The organism is Streptomyces sp. Rer75 (genome assembly GCF_013414305.1).
In the GTDB taxonomy this organism is placed as follows: domain Bacteria; phylum Actinomycetota; class Actinomycetes; order Streptomycetales; family Streptomycetaceae; genus Streptomyces; species Streptomyces himastatinicus.
Window position 1 is genome coordinate 6,010,834 of record NZ_CP058693.1, and the last position, 20,403, is coordinate 6,031,236.

The following is a 20,403-nucleotide window of genomic DNA, read 5'->3' on the forward strand; positions in this document are numbered from 1 at the left end:
CCGTACAGACCGCCGGGCGGCGGACGCGTGGGCTGGACTTCCCCCGATCCAGTCCACGGCCGCCGCTCGGCCCCCGCGCGGCGTCGCCGACCCCGCGTTCGGCGGCTCGCTCACCACCTGGCAGAACCCGTCCTTCACCGGGACGCTGTCGCACGCCGTCCTCGACGGCGCCCCGGGCGGCCTGATCCGGGGCGCCCTCAGAACGTCGGGCAGCCCGTCCCCGGACCTCGGCGCGCCCTCGCTGACCCTGCCGATGGCCCGCCCGGAGCCGCCGCCCACGGAGGCCCCGTCGTCCGGCGGTTCGCCGGGCCCCCTGGTACGCCCGGTCCCCCCGGCCCCGACCCGCCCCCCGACCCTGACCACGGCCCCCGCCGTACAGCGCCGCGCCCTGCGAACGGCGCCTGCGGCTGGGGGCACGGGTCGGGGTGCGCCGACGCGTCCCGTCCAGCGGCGGGCCGTTGCTCCGTCGGAGCCCGTTCCGGAAGCGTCCGGCTCCGCCCCGGGCCCGGCGGCCTCTGCCCAACCGGCGCCTGCTCCTACGCCGGAGACGGCGCGGGGGAGTGGGCCGGGCGGGCGCGCTCAAGTGCCTGCGGCGCCCACGGCCCCCGAGCTTCCGCAGTTGCCTGCGGTGCGGCGGCCGGGTCCCGGTGGCCCTGGCGCGGGGGGTGTGCTGACGCCTGGCACGCCCGCGTCGGCGTCGCCCGCTGCGCGCCCGGTTCAGCGGCGGGCCGTTCCTCCGTCGGCGCCGGACTCTGCTCCGGCCCCGGCGTCTGCCGAGTCTGCGCAGTTGCCTGCGGTGCGGCGGCCGGGTCCCGGTGGCCCTGGCGCGGGGGGTGTGCTGACGCCTGGCACGCCCGCGTCGACATCGCCCGCTGCGCCTCCCGTTCAGCGGCGTGCCGTCCCTCCGTCGGCGCCCGACTCCGCTCCGGCCCCGAAGCCTGCCGAGCCTGCGGCCCCCGAGCTTCCGCAGTCGTCTGCGATGCAGCGGCGGGGTCCCGGTGACCCTGGCGCCGGGGGTGTGCTGACGCCTGGCACGCCCGCGTCGACACCGCCCGCCGCGCGTCCCGTTCAGCGGCGGGCCGGTGCTCCGTCCGCTTCGGCTTCGGCAGCGCCCGATTCTGCTCCGGCCCCGGCTCCGAGGGCGTCTGCCCCGGCGTCTGCTCTTGCGCCGGACGTGGGGCGGGGGAGTGGGTCGGGTGGGGGCGCTTCGGTGCCTGCCGAGCCTGCGCAGTCGGCTGCGGTGCAGCGGCGCGTGTCCGGCGGCCCCGGCCCGGGGGGTACGGGCCTGGGCGCGCCGACGACTGGTACGCCTGCCACGCGTCCGGTCCAACGGCGGGCCGTTCCTCCGTCGGCTCCGGCTCCAGGTTCGGCGCCTGCCGCGCCCGCGGCCCAGCCGCGCGGGCCCGGCCCCGGGGGTACGGGCCTGGGGGCACCGATCGCGGGTGTGCCGTCCGGGCCCCGGCAACCGGCGGGTGCCGCTCCGCCCCGTCGGCGTCCGGGCCTGGGCGCGCCCCTGCCCTCGCCTCCTGCCCCGTCGGCACAGCCGGTCACCGACGCGGGCGGCGGTCCAACGCCGTCGCCGACACCGCAGCCGCCCGTACAGCGCGCGGTCGCGCCTTCCGGTTCGCCCCTGCCGGTCGTACGGCCCAAGGAGGCGACGCTTCCGCCGCCCGTACCCCTGGAGACCGCATTGGCCGTGCAGCGGACGGAAGTTGAACGCCGCCCGGCCCCGGCCTCGCTTCCCCTGGCACCGGCGCGGGCGCTGACCTCTGCGTTGCCGACGACGCCTTCGCCCGGCGCCACGGCCGTACAGCGCAGCGCTGCGCCAACGGCGGTGCCGCTGCGCCGCGTCGGAACGGGCAGCGCGCCGCAGCCACGGGGCTCGACGACGGGTCGCGGTCTCCCGCCCGCCCCGCCGGTGCAGCGCGCGGCGGATGCCGGACCTGCGTCCTCGCCCGGGTTGATCGGCCGCGCGATGCGCCGCCTTTCCGGCCGCCCGGCAGCGCCGGGACAGTCGGCCGTCGGGACGGACCCTCAGCCCGCGCTGCCGTCCTCCTCGCCCGCTCCACGTCCCGGTGCCAAGGGGTCGGCGCGAGGCGCCTCCGCGCCCGAGGGCCGTACGCCCGGCGCGGCGGCGACGCGGGGGCAGGGGGCGCCCGGGGTGGGGCAGTTGCCTGCGCCGCCCGCGCCGATGGGCCCTACGCATGAGGTGGCGTCCGGTGCGGCGGCGACGCCGCCGGTCTCGTCCGCGTCGCCCGCCGCCCCGCCGGTGCAGCGCGCTGCCGCGCCGCACGGCGCCGCGTTACCGCAGCCGCCGGTCCCGTCCGTATCGACGGGCGCCGGGAGCGGGCCCGCACCGGTGGGGCCCGGGGCGGGGCCCAGCTCGGCGTCTCCACAGGCTTCGTCGTCCGCGCCGCCCGCCGCCCCGCTGGTGCAGCCTGCGGTGGCCTCGCCTGGCGGTGCGCAGCCGCCCGCGACGCCGTCCGTGCCGTTGGGGCGGCCGACGGAGGGCCGTGCCCCCGAGGCAGCTTCCCCGCAGGCTTCGTCGTCCGCGTCGCGCGCCGTCGCGCCGCAGGCGCCGTTCCCGTCCGTATCGGCGGGTCGCGGGAGCCGGTCCTCGCCGATGGGGTGGCCGACCGAGGGCAGTACGCCAGGGGCGGCCGGGATGCGGGGGCCCGCGTCCTTGCAGGCGCCGTTGACCGCGTCGCCCGCCGCCCCGCCGGTACAGCGCGCGGTGGCCTCGCCTGGCGGCGCGCAACCACCCGTGCCGTTGGATTCGGGCGGCGGGCCCGCGCGGATGGGGCTGCCGACCGATGCAGCGGCCTCGCCGGTGCAGCGCGCCGCCGCGTCGCATGGCGACGCACCGCATGGCGCCGCGTCGCCGCACCCGCCGGTGCCGTCCGTATGGCCGGGGCCCGGCGGCGGGCCCGCGCACAGGGGGCGCCCGACCGAAGGGGGGTCCGGCGCGGGGCAGTTGCCCGTGTCGGTTCAGCGTGCGGCTGGCTCACCCGGCGGTGCGCAGCCGCCCGTGGCGTCCGTGCCGTGGGGGCAGCCGACTGAGGGCCGTGCGCCCGGTGTGGCGTCCCGGCAGGCTCCCTCGTTCGCCTCGCCCTCCGGGCCGCCGGTGCAGCGCGCCGCCGCGCCGCACCACGCCGCGTCACCGCGCCCGCCGGTCCCGTCCGTATGGCCGGGGCCCGGCGGCGGGCCCGCGCGCAGGGGACGGCCGACCGAAGGGGCTCCCGCCGCCGCGCAACCATCGGTGCGTCCCCACAGCCCCGCGTACCCGCACCCCCCTCTGCCGTCGAGCACGGCAGCGCGCACCAGCCCGCCGGTGCAGCGGCGGGACGCCGTCCCAACGCCCGCCCCGACCCCAGCGGCCCCGACCTCGGCGGCCCCAACCCCGACCCCACCGCCCGTCACCCCACCGCACCAGCCCCCGGAGGCCCCCGCACCACCACCCGCGTCCCGTACGGCACGGGCCTCCAGCCCGGCCAGGGACAGCGGCAAAGGCAAGCGCACCACCACCGCCGCCACCCAGATCGCCGCATTCGACGCGCGGACGCTCACGGACGGGCAGTTCGACGAGCTGGTGCACCGGTTGATCGGCCCGCTGACCCGGCTGCTGAGAACGGAGTTCCGCCTCGACCGTGAGCGCATCGGCAAGCTGCGTGACCCGCGACGTTAACGACCCGAACGACAGACCGCACACGAAAGACGTACGAAGGAAGGCCGCCCGCGATGCCCAGTGATCTCGACCCGGGATCCACGATCTTCTTCACCCTCACCATCGACGGCGAGAGCCTGGGGTACTTCAACGGCTGCGAGGGTCTGTCGTCCGAGGTGGAGATCGAGCACCACCAGGAAGGCGGCAACAACGGCTTCGTCTGGCAGTTGCCGTCCCGCGTCACCTTCTCCAGCATCCGGCTGACCCGCCCCCTCACGCCCGATACGGCGAAGGTGGCGGCCTGGGTCTCGTCCATCACCACGGGCGTCACCCGCCCCACCGGGCAGATCGCAGCCCTCCGCGCGGACGGTTCGGTGGTGGCCCAGTGGGGGCTGCTGGACGTGTTGCCGGTGCGGTGGCAGGGGCCGTCGCTCGATCCGGCGAGCCCGGCGGTCGCCACGGAGGTCCTGGAGATCACCCACCACGGCTTCACGGATGCGGGGGCGGCGTAGATGGCCACCAACGGCAAGGGCGGCGGCAAGGGCGGAAACCCCGGCGGCAAGGGGGGCAAGGGCGGCAAGGGCGGGGCCGGGAAGAGCCTGGTCCGCGCCTCGCTCGCGATCCATGAGCCGCCGGTCGGGCAGAGCACCACACCCGGCGGGCTGATCAAGAACTTCGACTTCGACTTCAACCCGGCCCAGCTGACCATGAGCCGCCGCACGGACTGGAAGGCCACCCCGAGCCCGGCGGTGAGGGACGGTGCGCAGCCGGAGTTCATGGGGCCCGAGCCGCGCCGGCTGAGCCTCGACGTCTTCCTCGACTCCTCGGACCAGCCGGACAGCAACGAGGTGCTGAAGAAGGTCGAGGCGCTCTTCTCCTGCTGCGAGGTGACGGCATCGAGCCTTGCCGCGAAGCAGCCGTCCACCCCGTGGGTGGTCTTCCAGTGGGGGTCGTTCTCCACCGCCCGCTTCACCGCGTACGTGGAGTCCGTTGACGTCACGTACTCCCTGTTCGGCACGACCGGGGTGCCGATCCGGGCCACCTGCCAGGTGAGCCTGCACGAGATACCGAGCAAGACGAAGGGGCAGAACCCGACGTCCGGCGCGCTCACCGCGCGCCGTGTGCACCGCCTCGTGGCGGGCGATTCGCTCCAGTCGCTGGCGTGGCGGGAGTACGGGGACGCCACCGTGTGGCGGGTGATCGCGGAGACGAACGGCATCGACGATCCGTCCCGCCTCGCGCCCGGCACCGAACTCATCCTGCCCGCCGTCGAGGAGGTGACCGCCTGATGCCGCCGATCTCGTACTCCAGCATCATCCACGTCGAGCTGGACGGCACCCCGCTGCACCCCACCGACGTCGCGCCGCTTCTGGCGGACGCCTGGGTGGACTTCGGGGCGGGGGTGCCGGGCGCGTTCCAGCTCACCTTCCGCGACCCGAAGCGGGCGGTGCTGGGGCTGGCGAAGATCAAAATCGGCACCAAGGCGGTCCTGGCGCCGGTCGCCAACGGCAAGGGGGCGCAGGATCCGCTGTTCACCGGCGAGGTCACCGGGCTGGAGACGGATTACGACAGCACCGGCGCGTTCACCGTCGTCCGCGGCTACGACCTCGGCCACCGCATGCTGCGCCAGCGCCGGGTGGCCGGATACACCGCCATGAGGGCCTCCGACATCGTCAAGCGGCTGATCGGGAAGAGCGGGGTCACGCCGGGCCGCATCGAACCGACCAAGACGACCTACGACTTCATCACCCAGGACAACGTCACCGACTGGGACTTCCTCGCCCGGCTCGCCGAGGACAACAAGAAGGTGATGTTCCTGGACGGGGACGGGAAGTTCCAGTTCGTCAGCCGCAAGAGCGCCGCCGGGGCGCCCCCGCCGACCACCGACGGCGACAAGAACCCGTTCGTGCTCCAAGGCGGCGTGGACGTCATGCGCTGCCGGGCCGCCGTCACCTCGGCCGACCAGGTGCCCCAGGCGCAGGCGCGCGGCTGGAACGTGCAGAGCAAGAAGGCCCTCACCGCCCAGGCGCCCACCAAGAGCAACCCGGCCCTCGCCAACGGCACCAAGCCGGGTGAGGGCACGGAGAAGTTCAAGGCGACCAAGCTGGTCGACACCGCGTTCCCGTACGACCAGCAGGGCGAGGTCGGCCGGGCCGCGCAGGCGCTGGCGGACGACGTGACGTCGGCCTTCGCCGAGATGGAGGTGACCGTCCACGGCAACCCCAAGCTGCGCGCCGACATCCCGGTGACGCTGCGGGACGTCGGCAAGCCCTTCGACGGCAAGTACACGATGACCGGCGTCCGTCACGTCTTCGAGATGAGCAAGCCGTACACGACCGTGGTGACCGTCAGCGGCCGCCAGTGGCGGTCCCTGTACGGGCTGGCCTCCGGCGGCGAGGCGGCCGCGCCCCGCATGCCGTCCGTGGCCAACGCGATCGTCACCAACGTGAAGGACCCGCTGAAGCAGGGCCGGGTGAAGCTGAAGTTCCCCTGGCTGGACCCGGATTACGTGAGCGACTGGACCCGCACCGTGCAGTCCGCCGGGGTGGGCGGCGGCAGCATCTTCCCGCTGGACGTCAACGACGAGGTGCTGGTGGCGTTCGACCGCGGCGCGCTGGACCATCCGTACGTCATCGGCGGCCTCTACAACGGCAAGGACAAGCCGAAGCCCGGTGACGTACCGCTGCACGACGCCCTCAAGGGCAAGGCGACCCGGCACACCGTCGCCGACCGGGAGAACAACCGGCTGGACCTGCTCAGCCAGAAGATCGGCAAGCGCGGGGTGCGGCTGAGCACCGGCAACGACCGGCTCACCATCAACCTGGACCGCACCAAGACCGAGATCACCGTGGACAGCAAGGGAACCGTCGTGATCAAGGGAACCGGGGCGGTGTCCGTCCAGGCCGGCGGCAATCTGAGCCTGCGGGCGGGTGGCACCATGAACCTGAACGCCGGGGGAGCGCTGAACATCACGGCGGGCGGCGCCCTGTCGGCCACCGCGGGCGCCGCGTTCAACATCAAGGGCGGATCCGGCTCGATCCAGACCGGGGCCCTGAGCGTGACGGCCGGGGCGGTCAACGTCCTGCCCGCGACGTTCACGATGATGACCCCCGGCGCCATCACCGTCGGGGGCACCTCGGTCGCCCTGACCGGCCTCGTCACGATCAACAGCCACATTCCGGTGGTGGTCTGATGGCCGGGCAGTTCGTCGGCTCCGGCTGGTCCTTCCCGATGCGCATCAGCCCGACCGGGGGCATCGCCCTGGTCAGCGGGGAGCGGGAGATCGAGGAGGCCATCCGGCTCGTGCTCGCGACCGCCCCGGGCGAGCGGCCCATGCGCCCGGAGTTCGGCTGCGCCATCCACGACCTGGTCTTCGCGCCGGTCAACGAGGCCACCGCGGGCCGCATCCAGCACGAGGTGTTCACCACCCTGGACCGTTGGGAGCCCCGCATCGAGGTGCGCGAGGTGGAGGTGACCGCGGGCGACGACCAGGGGGTGCTGTACATCGACGTCCGCTACGTCATCCGCGGCACCAACAACCCGCGCAACCTCGTCTTCCCGTTCTACGTCATCCCCTCCCACGACGACTCCGATCCGTCCTCCTCCGGCCCCGACCACGGCACCGCCCACGGCACCGGCGACGGCGGCGGCGACGGCGGCGGACCGGCCACCGAAAGCGAACGCTGATGGCACTGCCCTCCCCGAACCTCGACGACCGGCGCTTCCAGCAGTTCGTCGACGACGCCAAGCGCTACATCCAGCGGCGCGCCCCGGAGTGGACCGACCACAACGTGTCCGACCCCGGCGTCACCCTGGTGGAAACCGTCGCCCACATGGCCGACCAGATCGTGTACCGGCTCAACCGGATCCCCGAGAAGAACCACCTGGCCTTCCTCGACCTCGTCGGCATCACCCTCTTCCCGCCGTCCGCCGCGCGCACCGACGTCACGTTCTGGCTGTCCGCCCCGCAGGAGGATCCGGTTCGCGTCCCCGTCGGCACGGAGACCGCCACCGTGCGCGCCGACAGCGAGGACTCCGTCGTCTTCGCCACCGAACGCGAACTCACCGTCGTGCCCTGCGAGTTGCGCCACCTCGCCGTGCAGCACAGCGGGGAGCAGGTCACCGACCGCACCACCGACCTCATCGAGGGCACGGACCTGCTGTGCTTCGCCGAATCCCCAGCGCCCGGCGACTGCATGCTGCTCGGGCTCAGCGCCGCCGTCCCGCACTGCGCCGTCGCGCTGCGGCTCGACAGCCGGGTCGACGGCGTCGGCGTCGACCCGCGGCAGCCGCCGCTGGTCTGGGAGGCGTGGACCGCCGAGGGCTGGGTGGTGTGCGAGGTCGACCAGGACACCACCGGCGGCCTCAACCGCCCCGGCGACGTCGTCCTCCACATCCCCGGCGGCCACATCCTCTCCCGCACCGGCCGCAAGGAGGCGGGCTGGCTGCGCTGCCGCGTCACCGAGCCCGAGACCGGCCAGCCCTTCTACACCACCTCGCCCACCGTGCGCTCCGCAGAGGCGTTCACCATGGGCGGCACCGTTCCCGCCGTCCACGCCGAGTCGGTGTACGACGAGGCCCTCGGCGAGTCCACCGGGCTGCCCGGCCAGCGGCTGCGGCTCGCCCACGCCCCCGTCGTCGGCGACGTGCCCCCGCTCCACCTCCAGGTGGCCGACTTCGCCGGGGACGGCGGCTGGACCGACTGGGACGTCGTCCCGCACTTCGCCGCCTCCGGCCCGTACGACCGCCACCTCACCCTCGACGCGGCGACCGGCGAGATCGCCTTCGGCCCGGCCGTCCGCGAACCCGACGGCACCCTGCGCCAGTACGGTGCCGTCCCGCCCAAGGGCGCCGTGATCCGCGCCCGCCGCTACCGCACCGGCGGCGGGCGCACCGGCAACGTCGCACGCGGCGCCATCCGCACCCTGCGCGACTCCGTCCCGTACGTCGCCGAGGTCGTCAACCGCGAGGCCGCACAGGGCGGGGTCGACGGCGAGACCGTCGAGGAGGCCAAGGCCCGCGCCCCCATCACGCTGCGCGCCCAGGACCGCGCCGTCACCCTGCGGGACTACGAGGAACTCGCCCGCCGCGCCGCCCCCGAGACCGCCCGCATCACCTGCATCGAGGGCAAGCTGGAGGAGTACGGCTCCTACGCGGTACGCGTCCTCGTCGTGCCCAGCGCCGTCCCCGACCCCGGCGGGCGGCTCCGCTTCGAACAGCTCGTCCCCGCCGACGCGCTCCTCCAGCGGATCACCCGCTACCTGGACGAACGGCGGCTCATCGGCACCCGGCTGGCCGTCGGCCCGCCGTACTACCAGGGCGTCACCGTCGTCGCCACCGTGCACGCCTTCCGCGGCATCGACGCCGACCGCGTACGCCGCGACGCCCACGACGCCCTCTACCGCCACCTCGACCCCCTCACCGGCGGCGCCGACGGCAAGGGCTGGCCCTTCGGCCGCCCCGTCCAGGCGGGCGAGATCTTCGCGGTGCTCCAGCGCGTCCCCGGGGTCGAACTCGTCGACGAGGTACGGCTGCACGCCGCCGACCCGCTGACCGGCAAGCGCGGCGACCGCACCGATCGCATCGACCTCGACCCGCCGTCCCTGGTCTTCTCCTACGACCACCGCGTCCGCGTGATCGGGGACGCCACATGAGGGGCTCCATCGACGGCCTCGCGTCCTCCTCCCCGCTCGGCATGATGCTGCCCGCCGTCTTCGCCGACGACGACCTCGCGCAGCGCTTTATCGCCGGTCTTGACGAGGTCCTGGCCCCCATCCTCAACGTCCTGGACTGCCAGGAGAGTTACTTCAGCCCCGCCCTCGCCCCCGCCGACTTCACCCGCTGGCTCGGCTGGTGGATCGGCGCCGAGACCGACGGCATCGAGGACGACCACCCCGAGGGCGTGGCCCGGCTGCGCGCCGCGGTCGCCGCCGCCGCGTACCTCCACCGCGTCCGCGGCACCCGCTTCGGCCTGGCCGAGACGGTACGGCTCGCCTTCGGCGTCGAACCCGAGATCACCGAAAGCGGCGGCGCCACGTGGAGTGCGCGCCCCCGCGGCCCCTTCCCCGGCGCACCCCGCCCCCGGCTGCACGTCACCCTGCGCCTCCCGTCCCCGACCCCGGCCGACGAACACCGCCTCGACGAACTCGTCGCCGCCGCCCGCCCCGCCCACGTCCCCTACACGGTCCAGGTGACCGCTGCGGAAAGGACCCCCGAGTCATGACCCCCAGACAGTCCTCCGGCGGCCGTGGCACCGACGAGCCGACCAGCCTGACCTGCGACGAATGCGGTACGCGGTATGTGCCGGGGCAGTCCTTCTGCGACGGCTGCAACGCGGTCCTGCCCGACCGGGCCCCTGCGCCGCGCGCCGCCGCCCCTGCGACGGACCCGCGCCAGGACCGCCCCGCCCAGGAGCCGTGGTCGCACGGCGCGCAGAGCGGCGGTGCGCCGAGCGGCGGTGCGCCGAGTGGCGGTGCGTCGGGCGGTGGCGCTCCGGCCGGTGGTGCTGCGGGCGGTGGTGCTGCGGGCGGTGGTGCTGCGGGCGGTGGCGCGCCGACTGGCGGTGCTCCGAGCGGTGGCGCTCCGGCCGGTGGCGCGCCTGGCCCACACCACCCGGCAACCGTCGCCCCCGGCACGCCGGGCCGGACGGCAGCCGACGCGGCCGCCTCGCACGGGCCCGCCTCGCAGGGCCCGGCCCCGCATGGCCCGGCCCCGCACGGTCCCGCGCCGCAGGGCTCCGCGCCGCAGGGCCCCGCCCCGCAGGGCCCCGCGCCGCAGGGCTCCGCCCCGTACGGGAACGCCTCGCCGGGCTTCGGGCCGCCGGGGTCAACGGCCCCCACGACCCCGGCGGGCGACGCCGACCCGACCCGCCCCGTACCCCGGGCCACCACCCCGGCACCCGCGGGAGGCACCGGCACCCCCGACCCGGAATCCACCACGGACCGGGCCCGCGCCCTCCTCGTCCCGGTGGCCGACCCGCAGGGCGAACCCGAACGCCCCCCGTCCGTGGCCCCGGTCCTCCCGGGCCGCCCGGCCCCCGCCCGCCCCGAGGTGCGCGCCCCGGTCGCGCCGGAGAACCACGGCGGCGTCGCGTGCCCCTGGTGCCACACCGCCAACCGCCCCGACCGCCACTTCTGCGCCCGCTGCGCCATGCCCATGGCTGAGGGCCCGGAGAACCCGGCCCGCCTCCCCTGGTGGCGGCGGCTCTTCGACTACCGCAACCGGGAACAGCCCTGGGCGGGCGACCGCCCGCGCCTGCGCTACCAGATCGGCCGCATCCTGCGCTGGGTGGTCCTCGCGGCGGTGCTGGCGCTGGTGGGCTGGGCGCTGTTCCAGACCCCGCAAGCGGTGAGCGCCGTACGCGACCACTTCGCCAAGCGCGCCCCGCTCAACCCGGACTCCTTCAAGGCGTCGCGCTCGTACCCCCAGCACGGCCCGGACAAGGCGTTCGACGTGGTCAGCAACTCCTGGTGGGGGCCGGGCGTCACCCAGTCCGCCAAGGGAGAGTGGCTGGAGGCCCGGTTCCGCGACCCGGTACGCCTGCTGGACATCGGCATCACCCCCGGGATGTCCGGCCGCGGCCAAACCCTCACCAAGTCCGCCCTCCCGCACCGCATCGAGGCCCGGATCACCACGGACGACGGCAAGACCACCGTCCGCGAACTCAACCTCGACCAGGGCGCGGGCTTCCAGCGCCGCCCGTTCCGCGTCCAGAACGTCACCGCGGTCCGCTTCACGATCCAGTCGGCGTACGGAGCCGATAACAAGAAGCAGGTGGCCATCGCCGAGATCGAGTTCTTCGGCCCCTCCAAGGCGAGCCGCTCGTAACCCCCGTACGCCGAACACCCCCGCCCCGCTCGCGTCCCGCTCGAAGATCACTCGCAGCAGGACGAGACGAGCGGGGCGGGCGGGATGTACGGGCCCCTGTGTCCAACTGCCGCACCCCACGGCCCCCGCCCACCCCGGACACCACCCAGGCCGCACCGCGGGTCAAGCACCACCTGAACGTCACCTACAGCAGCACCCGGTCCTCACCCTCACCGAATGGGACGAGATCACGCTGACGACGAGCGTGCACGACTCCGCCCCACCCCTGGACCCCGCGCCCTGGTCCTGGATCCGGGAGGTCAGCGTCCTGGCCGAACCCGGCCGCACCGGCCCCGCCCCGGACGACGACGAGGACGAACGCGACCCCCACACGGCCCTCGCCGAGGTATGGACCTTCGGCGAACAGGGCTCCGACCTCCACGCCGAACCGAAGCTCCGCTGCCCCGACGGCACCCCCCGCTGGTTCCGCGCGAGGATCCACGGCCGGGTAGAGGGGGCAGCCCCCGAGCCAGACGAAGAACACCTCATCCAACTCTGGCCCCAGCCCCCCTCACCCCCCGAAAACCTCCACCCTCATGAGGAATGGACCCGGACGGGGGTGAAGAAGTTGACGAGGTTGCCGTCCGGGTCGCGGAACAGCAGCGACCGGTTACCCCAGGGCATCGTGGTGGGCTCGTTGACGAAGTCGGTGACGAAGGCGGTCAGGTTCCGGTGCACGCGGTCCACGTCGGCGACGAGGAATTCGATGATCACGCTGTGGTTGTCCGCCGGACGGGCAGAGTCCGGGGCGAACAGCGGGACGGTGCGGGTGCTGGCGATCGCAAGGGTGGCGTGGGGCGTCTTGAGTTCGGCGAAGTCCTCGGTGGCCCATATCGCCCGCACCCCCGTGGCGCGCTCGTAGAACTCGACGAGACGTGCGACGTCGGCGGTGATGATGCGGATCGAGACGAAGTCCATGGTGTTCTCCTTGGCTGCTGGAGCTGAGCTGCTGCGCGTCGCAGGCTAGGAGAAATAGGGGACAGAATCGGCCCGGTATGCGCGCTAGGCTGCGAACATGCCTCGTCCCACCGGCCGCGTGCTGACACTCCTGGAGCTGCTTCAGTCGGGCGGTACGCGGACGGTGGCCGAACTGGCCGATCGGCTCGGCGTCGACGGGCGCACCGTGCGGCGGTACGTGGACCACCTGGTCGACCTCGACGTGCCCGTGGAGTCGGTGCGCGGCCGCTACGGCGGGTACCGACTCGCTCCCGGGTACCGCTTGCCCCCGCTCATGCTCAGCGACGACGAGGCCCTGGTCGTGCTGCTCGGCCTGGTCGCCGGCCGACGAACAGGGCTGATGACGGCGGGGCACACGGCGAGCGAGACGGCATCGGCCAAGATCCGGCGGGTATTGCCCCAGCACGTCGCCCGCCGGCTCGACGCGCTCCTGGAATCGCTCGCCTTCACCGATCAGCCCGGCGAGTTCGCCGCCCCCGACACCGGGATCCTGCTCACCCTCGCCGACGCGGTCCGCCACCACCGACCGGTCTCGATGCGATACACCGACGGCGACGGCCGCCGCAGAGAACGCACCCTGTACGCCTACGGCATCGTCGCCCATTCGGGCCGGTGGTACGTCACGGGCAAGGACGCCGGGATCGACGAGGACCGAACCTTCCGCCTCGACCGCATCGCAGACGCCCGCACCCTGCCCGGCTCCTTCGAGCCTCCCGTGGACACCGCTCCGGCACAGCGCGTGTTGTCAGGGTTCGCCACGACCGAGTACCGACATGAGGTGACCTTGCGGATCCACGGCACAGCCGATCAGATCCGCGCCCACCTCCCCGCAAGCATCGCGACGTTGGAGGACCTCGAGCCCGCGACAGGCCAGGACCGCACGCCCGAACGCTGGCTGCGCGTTCGGCTACGTGCGGAACGCCTTGACTGGCTGCCCCCGGTACTGGCCGCACTCGACCGGCCGTTCGTCATCGAGCACCCCGACGAACTGCGCACCCTCGTCGTCGCCTTCGCAGATCGCCTCGCGTCCTACGCCCGAAAGGCCTGGGCCCGATCGTAGGCTTCGCGCACCTCCGCGGGCACTCGCCCACGGTCGGGCACGTCGTACCCATGGGCCCGCCCCCACTCCCGGATGCTCTGCGTGTTGATGGGCGGCGTCCTCCTCACGTTGACGGGGACCCAGGGCTTGGGGACGGAAGGCTCGAACCCCACCGGTTCCTCAAGGAGCCCGTCGGGAACCTCGGGGACCGCGGTCTCGCCGCTCAGAACCGAGACGAGGAATTCGGTCAGCGTGCCGTCGAAGGTGAACCAGCGGAGCCCGCGGTCCTCGGTCCCGGCGATGCGCCAGGTGTCGGGGGCGTCCAGCGGATCGGTGATCCAGAAGAGCTTTTCGCCGTTGCCGATACCACCCATGGAGAACAGGTGCCGCGGGTGACAGGGGACAGGCGCCCTGCCCTGGTCGTAGTCCTGCTGTACGTACTCGCGGATGATGCCGGGCATGCGGCCGGTGAGGTTGCTGTACTCGGTGTAGCCGTGGGGATGGCAGATGCTGATGAAATCGGCGAAATCCCCGGGCCCGTAAGTGGCGGCGAGCCGCTTGTAGTCCGCGGGCAGCCGCATTCCGAGGACGGTCTCGACCGCGTCCCAGTCAATCGCCCACGGCGGATCGTCCGGCGGCGGACACAGCTGGACGAGTGCGTCGATGGCGTTCACCGCCTCTTCCTCCTCTGCGGCCTCTGCGGCCAGGGATAACCAAGCCGCTCCGCGCTCTCACGCGAGCCGCCACAGACGTCCGCGGCGGCCCGCGGGTGCCAGCCGTCCCACACCACGTGATCGCCGTCCCGCCGTACGGTCATACAGAGCGCACCGCAGCACCGCAGGGGGCCCGCCGCCGGACCCCGGTCGAAGCCCTCGGTCACGAGGTCACGGCCGTCGACGATGGGGCGAAGCTGCGCCACTGCGCCTTCCTCGTCCGGCTCGGGGACGAGGACGCCAGGGCGAGGGAGTTCACGTTCTCGATCATCCCCCCGATTCTGATCCCCACCCCGACCACCCCGCCAACGCATTCCCCGCCCACCGCATCAGCCCCCGTCGCCCAAGACACCCCCTGCCACCGCCCGGAACGCCTTCACCGCCTCCCACAACGCGTCCGACCTCTCCACCGCGAGCGCCAAATCCTCAGCCCTGCGCGAGGCGTCACCGCGGCGCGCGTCGTCCACCATCCGCCGCATCACACCGGAGAGCGCACTCGACGCCTCCGCCACCCCACTCACGGCCTCGCCGACCCCAGACGGCCCCTCCAGCAGCACCACCTCGGCAGCCCGGTGCACCTCGCGCGCCAGCCCGATGAACGTCTCCACCCGCCCGTCGACGACCGCCTGGTCAGGAGCCTCCGCATCGAGCGCGCGCAGCACGTCGTCCATCGCCACATCGCGGTCGTGGAGGGCGACCAGGTACTGCGTGTACGCCTCACGCCGCACCTGCCGACGCCACTGATCATGCTGCGAACGCGCCTGGGCCCGCCCACTGACCGAAGCCGCCCCCAACGAAGCAACGGCCCCGAGGGCAGCCCCCACCAGCGCCGCAAGTCCCGCATCCATGCCCGCAATTCTGCCGCCGCCAGGCGGTCTCGACAGGCTTACGCGGTGCTGGTATCGACCCGATAGATGATCTTCCCGTCGAACTCGGCGAACCCGAGCGACTTGTAGAAGGAACGCGCGTCCGCATTGTCGCGATCGGTCATCCACTCGACGCGGCTGCACCCAGGGCGCGCGGCGGCGAGGGCGCGGAGTTCATCCATCAGTCGAGCGCCGACGCCCTGGCGGCGCAGGGTGTCGCGGACGTACAGCTCCTTGAGGAACAGCGAGTGGGAGGAACCCGCGGCCGGCCAGAGGAACGAGTAGGCTGCGAGCCCGGCGAGGTCACCCGTCTCGTCCTCGACGACCAGGGCGAAGACCATGGGCGGTGAGTCGAACAGGGCTTCCTCCACCTGGGCCTGGCGTTCGTCGAGCGGCTGGACCTCGGTCGAACCGTAGAACCACTCGATCTCCTCGATCAGCTCGGCCAGGGCGAGGACGTCCCGCTTTTCAGCGGGGCTGATCGTCACGGTCATCGGCATCTCCTGTCGTTCCTCAATTGCTTCACTCGCTCGCTTCAACGCGGACTCCCACCGCGGCGGTGCGGTCCGGCGTGGGTGCTCCAGCCGTGCTCGCGCAGGGAGTCCTGGACGTGCCGGATCAGGTACTCCAGGTCCGCGCAGTACACGGAGGGATTCCGGTAGCCGCGTACGGCGCTGAAGCGATGCGGGAGGTAGCCCCCGCCGCAGACCTCGACCAGCGGGCAGCCTTGGCACTGTTCGGCCAGCGCTGCCTTGCCATCGTGCCGGTGGCGGAGCTTCGGGTGGCGCATGGTCTGGTCGAAGGACTGGGTGAGGAGGTCGATGCCCAGCCAGGAGGCGCCTTCCTCGACGGAACGAAGGGTGTCCACGCCTTCGATCGTGCCGTTGGACTCGATCACGACGCCGGCCGGTGGGGCGAGGCCCAGGGTTTCGACCGAGCCGCGGACACCGGAGCTGAGATCGAGTTCTTCGGCCCCTCCGAGGCGAGCCGTATTCCACTCGCGCCCCGCGGCAGTCACCACTAGATGCCAGTACAAGCCACAGCCTCGCTCCGGTCGCCTGCCCCTTGAGTCCGCCCCCAACGGCAACGGGCAGGCTGGTCTCCCACTGCTGAGCAGGGCTGGAGGAGCGACCAGTGGTGAGAGCCTGCACATGGTGGGAGTACCCAGCCGAGGAACGTCGCCACACGGCTTCCGCCTCCGGCGTATCTGGGAAGCCAGAACACCTTGTCACACCAGGCTGCTAGCGTTGCTCAGATTGTAGGGGGACCGGTGGGGGGGAACCGCCGGATTTCGAAAGGCGGAGAGTATGCAGATTTCGCAGATCCTGGATAAGGTCGATTCGGGTGACATCGCGCTCCCTGAGTTCCAGCGGGGGTACGTCTGGACACGTGACCAGGTTCGCGGTTTATTTCAGTCTCTATACCGAGGCTATCCGATCGGCGGTTTTCTGACTTGGAGCACTAAGGCGGAGCAGGCCGATGCCCGGGGCAGCGGCCCAGGCAAGGATGGGACTGTGCAACTTCTGCTGGACGGTCAGCAGCGTCTCACGACCCTATACGGCATTACCCGTGGAGTGCCTCCCCGTTTTTTCGAAGGGAATAAAGCAACTCTCGGTGGGTTGCATTTTAATCTTGAGAGTGAGGCATTTGAGTTTTATGCTCCGGCGAAGATGAAAGACAATCCGGTTTGGATTGATGTGACGAGCCTATTTCGAACAGGACTGGGAGGGTATCTCTCGAAAGTGACCACGCTCGCCAAAGGTGACGCCGATCGCCAGGTCGTCTACATTGAGCGATTGAACCGGCTCACGCAGATCAAGGACCGTTCCGTCCATATCGACGAAGTCACGGGCGCCGACAAGACCATCGATGTCGTGGTGGACATCTTCAATCGGGTGAATTCGGGGGGAACAAAGCTCTCCAAGGGGGATCTGGCTCTGGCGGCCATTTGCGCCTCTTGGCCGAATGCCCGGTCCGCTATGAACGATGCCCTCGGCGTGTGGTCGGAGGCTGGATTCAACTTCAAGCTTGACTGGCTGCTCCGTAACATTAACGCTGTCCTGACTGGTGAAGCCGAGTTCTCTAAGCTAGCCGACGTCAAGGTCGCAGATTTCAAATACGGCCTACGGGAGACTGTAGATTCGATCTCCTATATCCTAAATGCTCTCGGCGGCCGCCTTGGCCTTGATCATGATCGGGTCCTCGGTGGTCGTGGCGCCTTCCCTGTGATGAGTCGCTTGCTTCATTGTCACGGTGGTGAATTCCCGGACGCCATGACCCGAGATCGGCTGTTCTACTGGTACGTCCATAGCTTTCTGTGGGGTCGTCATACTGGTTCCACTGAAACTGCACTCAATCAGGACCTCCAAGCGCTCGACGAGGGCGGGGTGAACGGTCTGATTAAGGTTCTACGCCACAGCCGAGGCCACTTGGAGATCCGCCCAGACGACTTCATGGCCTCCACCATGGGTTCCCGTTTCTACCCGCTTCTTTATTTACTCACTCGGGTCCATGAATCTCAGGACTTCGTGAGCGGTGTTCCACTCAAGGATAATCTGCTGGGCAGGCTCAGCTCCCTCCAGGTGCACCACATCTTTCCCAAGGCCAAGCTGCGACAGTACGGATACACCAGCAATGAGATTAATTCCGTGGCCAACTTCTGCTTTCTCACGCAGGGGACCAACCTCAAGATCGGCGCCAAGTCGCCAGTCGTGTACTTGGAGGAGATCGAGGAACGTATGCCTGGAGCCCTAGCCTCCCAGTGGATTCCCATGAATCGTGAATTGTGGGAACTGGACGCCTATCGCGCCTTCCTCGATGCTCGCCGCCAACTTCTTGCCCGCGCTGCTAACCGTTTCTTGCAAGCATTGCATGACGGCCCCTCGCCCGTTGCCCTCACAGACTTCGCCTCCGTCGCGGTTCCGTCCGCGCGTCCTGCGAATGTATCCGAGCCAACGGAAGATGTGCCTGGCTTGTCGGAGCTGCTCAGAGTTCTTACGGACGCAGGCATGTCTCTCCCTGAGTACGAGGCCGAGATTTGCGACCCCCGCACTGGCAGGGCTATTACCATCGCTGCGGCCCTGTGGCCCCACGGGCTTCAGAAAGAGGTCGGCGTCCCAGTCGTCCTCGCTCTGGACACTACTGCGACCGAGCAAGCAGCCCTTGAAGCCTGCGACTTCCGCGTCTTCCACAGTGCCGAGTCGTTGCGTCGGTATGTGGACAATGTGCGGACGGAGTATACGGCTGCGTGAGTGCGGTCGGGCGCTGGCATGGCAGAGGTTGGGTGTCTGAGAGGAGATGGGACGGCCTAGTTGTGCTGTCCGGAGAGGTTGGTGATGCGGCTGGCTGGGGTGTGGCCGCTGATTCCGGTGTGGGGTCGGTGGTAGTTGTACCAGTCCAGCCAGTCGGGAAACGCTGCCTGACGTTCGCGCTCTGAGGTGTAGGGCTGTTGGTAGGCCCATTCGTCCAGCAGGGTGCGGTGGAAGCGCTCGACCTTGCCGTTGGTCTGCGGTCGCCAGGGGCGAGTCCAGCGTGGGCTGATGCCCAGGTCACGGCACGTATCGCGCCAGGTGTTCTTGCTGTAGGCCCAGGCGTTGTCGGTCAGCACCCGCTCGACGGTCACGCCGTGGTCGGCGAACCAGACGGCAGCTCGTCGTAGGAAGGCCGCGCAGGTGGCCGCCTTCTCGTCGGGCAGGTCTTCGGTGTAGGCCAGGCGGGAGTGGTCATCCAGCGCGGTGTGCAGGAAGGCATAGCCGACCCTGGTCCTTGTTCTTGCGGCCGGCCGCGCGGCCCAGGACTTTGTGCCTGCCGCTGTCGGGGATGCGGCCGAGCTTCTTGACGTCGATGTGGACCAGTTCGCCCGGTCGGGAGCGTTCGTAGCGGCGGAGGGGTTCGCCGGTGGCCCGGTCGCAGACGGTCAGCGGTGGCAGGCCGTGGCGTTGGAGGATGCGGTGGGCGGTGGAGGCGGCGACGCCAGCACGGGCGGCCAGCCGCAGCGGGCCGATCCGGTGTTCGCGGCGCATCCGCAGCACCCGCTCCTCCACACAGGCGGGTGTCCGGCGTGGTGAGTGATGGGGGCGGCTGGAGCGGTCGTGCAGGCCCGCTGCCCCGTGACGGCGGTAGCGTCCGGCCCAGCGGGCTGCGGTGGTGTGGCTGACCTGGAACCGTTCGGCCGCCCGTCGCAGCGGCCAGCCGTCCTCGACGACACACCGGGCCAGACGCAGCCTGCCGGTTGGAGTCAGCGGGGCGTTACGGTGGATCAACGAGGGCCTCCTGCGTGTTGGTGCAGATGTCGCAATCCACACCGAACCCAGAGGCCCTCACCTCATGCAAGGCCCCCTGAAGGCGAGTCGCCTGTCACCAACGTCCCCGGACAGCACACCTAGTCGCTGTCTCTTCTGCACAGCCGAAGTCGTGCGGCGGGATGCCTCGCGGGCGGTGCTTGCCGAGTCGATCAGCAGGTAGGCCACCGCTCGGAGTCCTCCGCGATGCGATGGCACTGACTGAGGCTGGCCCCGGTCAGACCTTCTTGACGACGATCCTGTCCGGGACCAGCTTCTCCAGGTCGTCCACGTCCGAGGTGAAGACCGTGACCTGACCCTTCTGCTGGCTCGCGACGACAGCCAGTACGGCGTCGATCGCATACTTGTGGCCGTGTAGCCCGGCGGCGGTCAGGAGCCGGCGCGCCTGACGGGCCTCTTCCTTCCCGACATCCGCGACGGTGAGACGGGAGAGCACCCAGTCCCAGCGTTGTTCGGTGGTTCTTCCGTCGTATGCCTCAATGAGCGTCATCGGAGACGTCACGACCTCAGCCTCGCCTTGAGCCGCGAGAGCGAGGCGCGTGATCATCCTTCGCTCGCCGCGCACAGCAAGCGACAGAGCTTCGCAGTCGAGTACGAAGATTCGGAGCGGTGACGTGTGCTTGCCGCGTCGCTCCTTCACGCAGCTTCCCCCGCGAGGCCCTTTTCGGTGGAGCGGCGCTCGTGTTCGGCGTCGATTTCGTCCAGCTCCTCCAGCGCCGCCGCCTGTTCGCTCTCGGTGACTGGTCCGTGTTCCTCCTGTAGCCAGTCGACCAGCTCAAGGAGCCGGTCTCGGTTTCGTTTGAGGCGTACCGCTTCCGCGATGTACGCCGACAGTCCCCGCTCGGCTGCCTCCGAACGGATCTCCTCAAGGAGGTCTTCCGGGATCGTGACCGTCACCTTCTTGGTTGCCATACAAGGCACCATACTCCCAGTGTCAATTGCCTTACTTTCGTTTCCTCGGGTTGCTGCACCATTCACCTGGACGGACGGCGCCGCA

The 20,403-nt window shown here is 71.2% G+C and carries 17 protein-coding genes and 1 pseudogene; 10 read left to right on the top strand and 8 right to left on the bottom strand.

Features of this window, described 5'->3' with window-relative positions; translation table 11 throughout:
- Positions 1-3,331: 3,331 nt before the first annotated feature.
- The 8 genes from HYQ63_RS25905 to HYQ63_RS25940 are packed head-to-tail and all read left to right on the top strand — an operon-like array spanning position 3,332 to position 11,491.
- Positions 3,332-3,685 (top strand): hypothetical protein, encoded by a 354-nt coding sequence (locus HYQ63_RS25905; RefSeq protein WP_179936316.1) that lies wholly within the window; start codon positions 3,332-3,334, stop codon positions 3,683-3,685.
- Between the two features lie 53 nt (positions 3,686-3,738).
- On the top strand, positions 3,739-4,176 hold the full coding sequence (locus HYQ63_RS25910) for a phage tail protein (protein ID WP_179936317.1): 438 nt from the start codon (positions 3,739-3,741) through the stop codon (positions 4,174-4,176).
- Positions 4,177-4,953, top strand: a complete 777-nt coding sequence (locus tag HYQ63_RS25915; RefSeq protein WP_123106462.1) for a LysM peptidoglycan-binding domain-containing protein — start codon at positions 4,177-4,179, stop codon at positions 4,951-4,953. It abuts the gene before it with no gap.
- Positions 4,953-6,857, top strand: coding sequence for a VgrG-related protein (locus tag HYQ63_RS25920; protein WP_179936318.1), 1,905 nt, complete (start codon positions 4,953-4,955; stop codon positions 6,855-6,857). Before HYQ63_RS25915 ends, HYQ63_RS25920 begins: the two co-directional genes overlap by 1 nt.
- The gene (locus HYQ63_RS25925) at positions 6,857-7,351 is read left to right on the top strand and encodes a GPW/gp25 family protein (protein ID WP_179936319.1); all 495 of its coding nucleotides are present in this window, start codon (positions 6,857-6,859) and stop codon (positions 7,349-7,351) included. The genes HYQ63_RS25920 and HYQ63_RS25925 overlap by 1 nt, the downstream gene beginning before the upstream one ends.
- Positions 7,351-9,318 (top strand): putative baseplate assembly protein, encoded by a 1,968-nt coding sequence (locus HYQ63_RS25930; RefSeq protein WP_179936320.1) that lies wholly within the window; start codon positions 7,351-7,353, stop codon positions 9,316-9,318. The genes HYQ63_RS25925 and HYQ63_RS25930 overlap by 1 nt, the downstream gene beginning before the upstream one ends.
- Entirely contained in the window at positions 9,315-9,887 is a 573-nt protein-coding gene (locus HYQ63_RS25935) for a phage tail protein (RefSeq protein ID WP_179936321.1), read from the top strand. The genes HYQ63_RS25930 and HYQ63_RS25935 overlap by 4 nt, the downstream gene beginning before the upstream one ends.
- Positions 9,884-11,491 (top strand): zinc ribbon domain-containing protein, encoded by a 1,608-nt coding sequence (locus HYQ63_RS25940; protein ID WP_179936322.1) that lies wholly within the window; start codon positions 9,884-9,886, stop codon positions 11,489-11,491. Before HYQ63_RS25935 ends, HYQ63_RS25940 begins: the two co-directional genes overlap by 4 nt.
- Before the next feature lie 573 nt (positions 11,492-12,064).
- Here HYQ63_RS25940 and HYQ63_RS25945 read toward each other — a convergent pair.
- Positions 12,065-12,448, bottom strand: coding sequence for a VOC family protein (locus HYQ63_RS25945; protein ID WP_179936323.1), 384 nt, complete (start codon positions 12,446-12,448; stop codon positions 12,065-12,067).
- A 97-nt stretch (positions 12,449-12,545) separates the two neighbouring features.
- Here HYQ63_RS25945 and HYQ63_RS25950 point away from each other — a divergent pair, with 97 nt between their 5' ends.
- The gene (locus tag HYQ63_RS25950; protein WP_179936324.1) at positions 12,546-13,547 is read left to right on the top strand and encodes a YafY family protein; all 1,002 of its coding nucleotides are present in this window, start codon (positions 12,546-12,548) and stop codon (positions 13,545-13,547) included.
- On the opposite strand, the gene HYQ63_RS25955 is transcribed toward HYQ63_RS25950, so the two are convergent.
- From HYQ63_RS25955 to HYQ63_RS25970, 4 genes are all read right to left on the bottom strand, one after another.
- Entirely contained in the window at positions 13,517-14,200 is a 684-nt protein-coding gene (locus tag HYQ63_RS25955) for a histone-like nucleoid-structuring protein Lsr2 (RefSeq protein WP_179936325.1), read from the bottom strand. The two genes, HYQ63_RS25950 and HYQ63_RS25955, sit on opposite strands and share 31 nt — an antisense overlap.
- Before the next feature lie 368 nt (positions 14,201-14,568).
- Positions 14,569-15,087 (bottom strand): proline dehydrogenase, encoded by a 519-nt coding sequence (locus tag HYQ63_RS25960; protein WP_179936326.1) that lies wholly within the window; start codon positions 15,085-15,087, stop codon positions 14,569-14,571.
- Between the two features lie 38 nt (positions 15,088-15,125).
- Positions 15,126-15,599 (bottom strand): cyclophane-containing RiPP N-acetyltransferase HaaN, encoded by a 474-nt coding sequence (haaN, locus tag HYQ63_RS25965; protein WP_179936327.1) that lies wholly within the window; start codon positions 15,597-15,599, stop codon positions 15,126-15,128.
- 41 nt (positions 15,600-15,640) lie between these two features.
- A complete protein-coding gene (locus HYQ63_RS25970; RefSeq protein ID WP_257232120.1) occupies positions 15,641-16,123 on the bottom strand; it encodes a hypothetical protein in 483 nt (160 codons plus the stop codon).
- Positions 16,124-16,412: 289 nt separating this feature from the next.
- Here HYQ63_RS25970 and HYQ63_RS25975 point away from each other — a divergent pair, with 289 nt between their 5' ends.
- Positions 16,413-18,356, top strand: coding sequence for a DUF262 domain-containing protein (locus HYQ63_RS25975; RefSeq protein WP_179936328.1), 1,944 nt, complete (start codon positions 16,413-16,415; stop codon positions 18,354-18,356).
- A 56-nt stretch (positions 18,357-18,412) separates the two neighbouring features.
- On the opposite strand, the pseudogene HYQ63_RS25980 reads toward HYQ63_RS25975, so the two are convergent.
- From HYQ63_RS25980 to HYQ63_RS25990, 3 genes and pseudogenes are all read right to left on the bottom strand, one after another.
- Positions 18,413-19,367: pseudogene (locus HYQ63_RS25980) on the bottom strand (IS481 family transposase).
- A 256-nt stretch (positions 19,368-19,623) separates the two neighbouring features.
- On the bottom strand, positions 19,624-20,046 hold the full coding sequence (locus HYQ63_RS25985) for a PIN domain-containing protein (protein WP_179936329.1): 423 nt from the start codon (positions 20,044-20,046) through the stop codon (positions 19,624-19,626).
- Positions 20,043-20,318, bottom strand: a complete 276-nt coding sequence (locus HYQ63_RS25990; RefSeq protein ID WP_179936330.1) for a CopG family transcriptional regulator — start codon at positions 20,316-20,318, stop codon at positions 20,043-20,045. The genes HYQ63_RS25985 and HYQ63_RS25990 overlap by 4 nt, the downstream gene beginning before the upstream one ends.
- Positions 20,319-20,403 lie beyond the last annotated feature (85 nt).

Excerpts from the sequence above, each read along its gene's own strand:
- HYQ63_RS25910 (WP_179936317.1), top strand. The coding sequence starts at position 3,739 with ATGCCCAGTGATCTCGACCCGGGATCCACGATCTTCTTCACCCTCACC.
- HYQ63_RS25915 (WP_123106462.1), top strand. The coding sequence starts at position 4,177 with ATGGCCACCAACGGCAAGGGCGGCGGCAAGGGCGGAAACCCCGGCGGC.
- HYQ63_RS25920 (WP_179936318.1), top strand. The coding sequence starts at position 4,953 with ATGCCGCCGATCTCGTACTCCAGCATCATCCACGTCGAGCTGGACGGC.
- HYQ63_RS25925 (WP_179936319.1), top strand. The coding sequence starts at position 6,857 with ATGGCCGGGCAGTTCGTCGGCTCCGGCTGGTCCTTCCCGATGCGCATC.
- HYQ63_RS25930 (WP_179936320.1), top strand. The coding sequence starts at position 7,351 with ATGGCACTGCCCTCCCCGAACCTCGACGACCGGCGCTTCCAGCAGTTC.
- HYQ63_RS25935 (WP_179936321.1), top strand. The coding sequence starts at position 9,315 with ATGAGGGGCTCCATCGACGGCCTCGCGTCCTCCTCCCCGCTCGGCATG.
- HYQ63_RS25940 (WP_179936322.1), top strand. The coding sequence starts at position 9,884 with ATGACCCCCAGACAGTCCTCCGGCGGCCGTGGCACCGACGAGCCGACC.
- HYQ63_RS25945 (WP_179936323.1), bottom strand. The coding sequence starts at position 12,448 with ATGGACTTCGTCTCGATCCGCATCATCACCGCCGACGTCGCACGTCTC.
- HYQ63_RS25950 (WP_179936324.1), top strand. The coding sequence starts at position 12,546 with ATGCCTCGTCCCACCGGCCGCGTGCTGACACTCCTGGAGCTGCTTCAG.
- HYQ63_RS25960 (WP_179936326.1), bottom strand. The coding sequence starts at position 15,087 with ATGGATGCGGGACTTGCGGCGCTGGTGGGGGCTGCCCTCGGGGCCGTT.
- haaN (WP_179936327.1), bottom strand. The coding sequence starts at position 15,599 with ATGACCGTGACGATCAGCCCCGCTGAAAAGCGGGACGTCCTCGCCCTG.
- HYQ63_RS25975 (WP_179936328.1), top strand. The coding sequence starts at position 16,413 with ATGCAGATTTCGCAGATCCTGGATAAGGTCGATTCGGGTGACATCGCG.
- HYQ63_RS25990 (WP_179936330.1), bottom strand. The coding sequence starts at position 20,318 with ATGGCAACCAAGAAGGTGACGGTCACGATCCCGGAAGACCTCCTTGAG.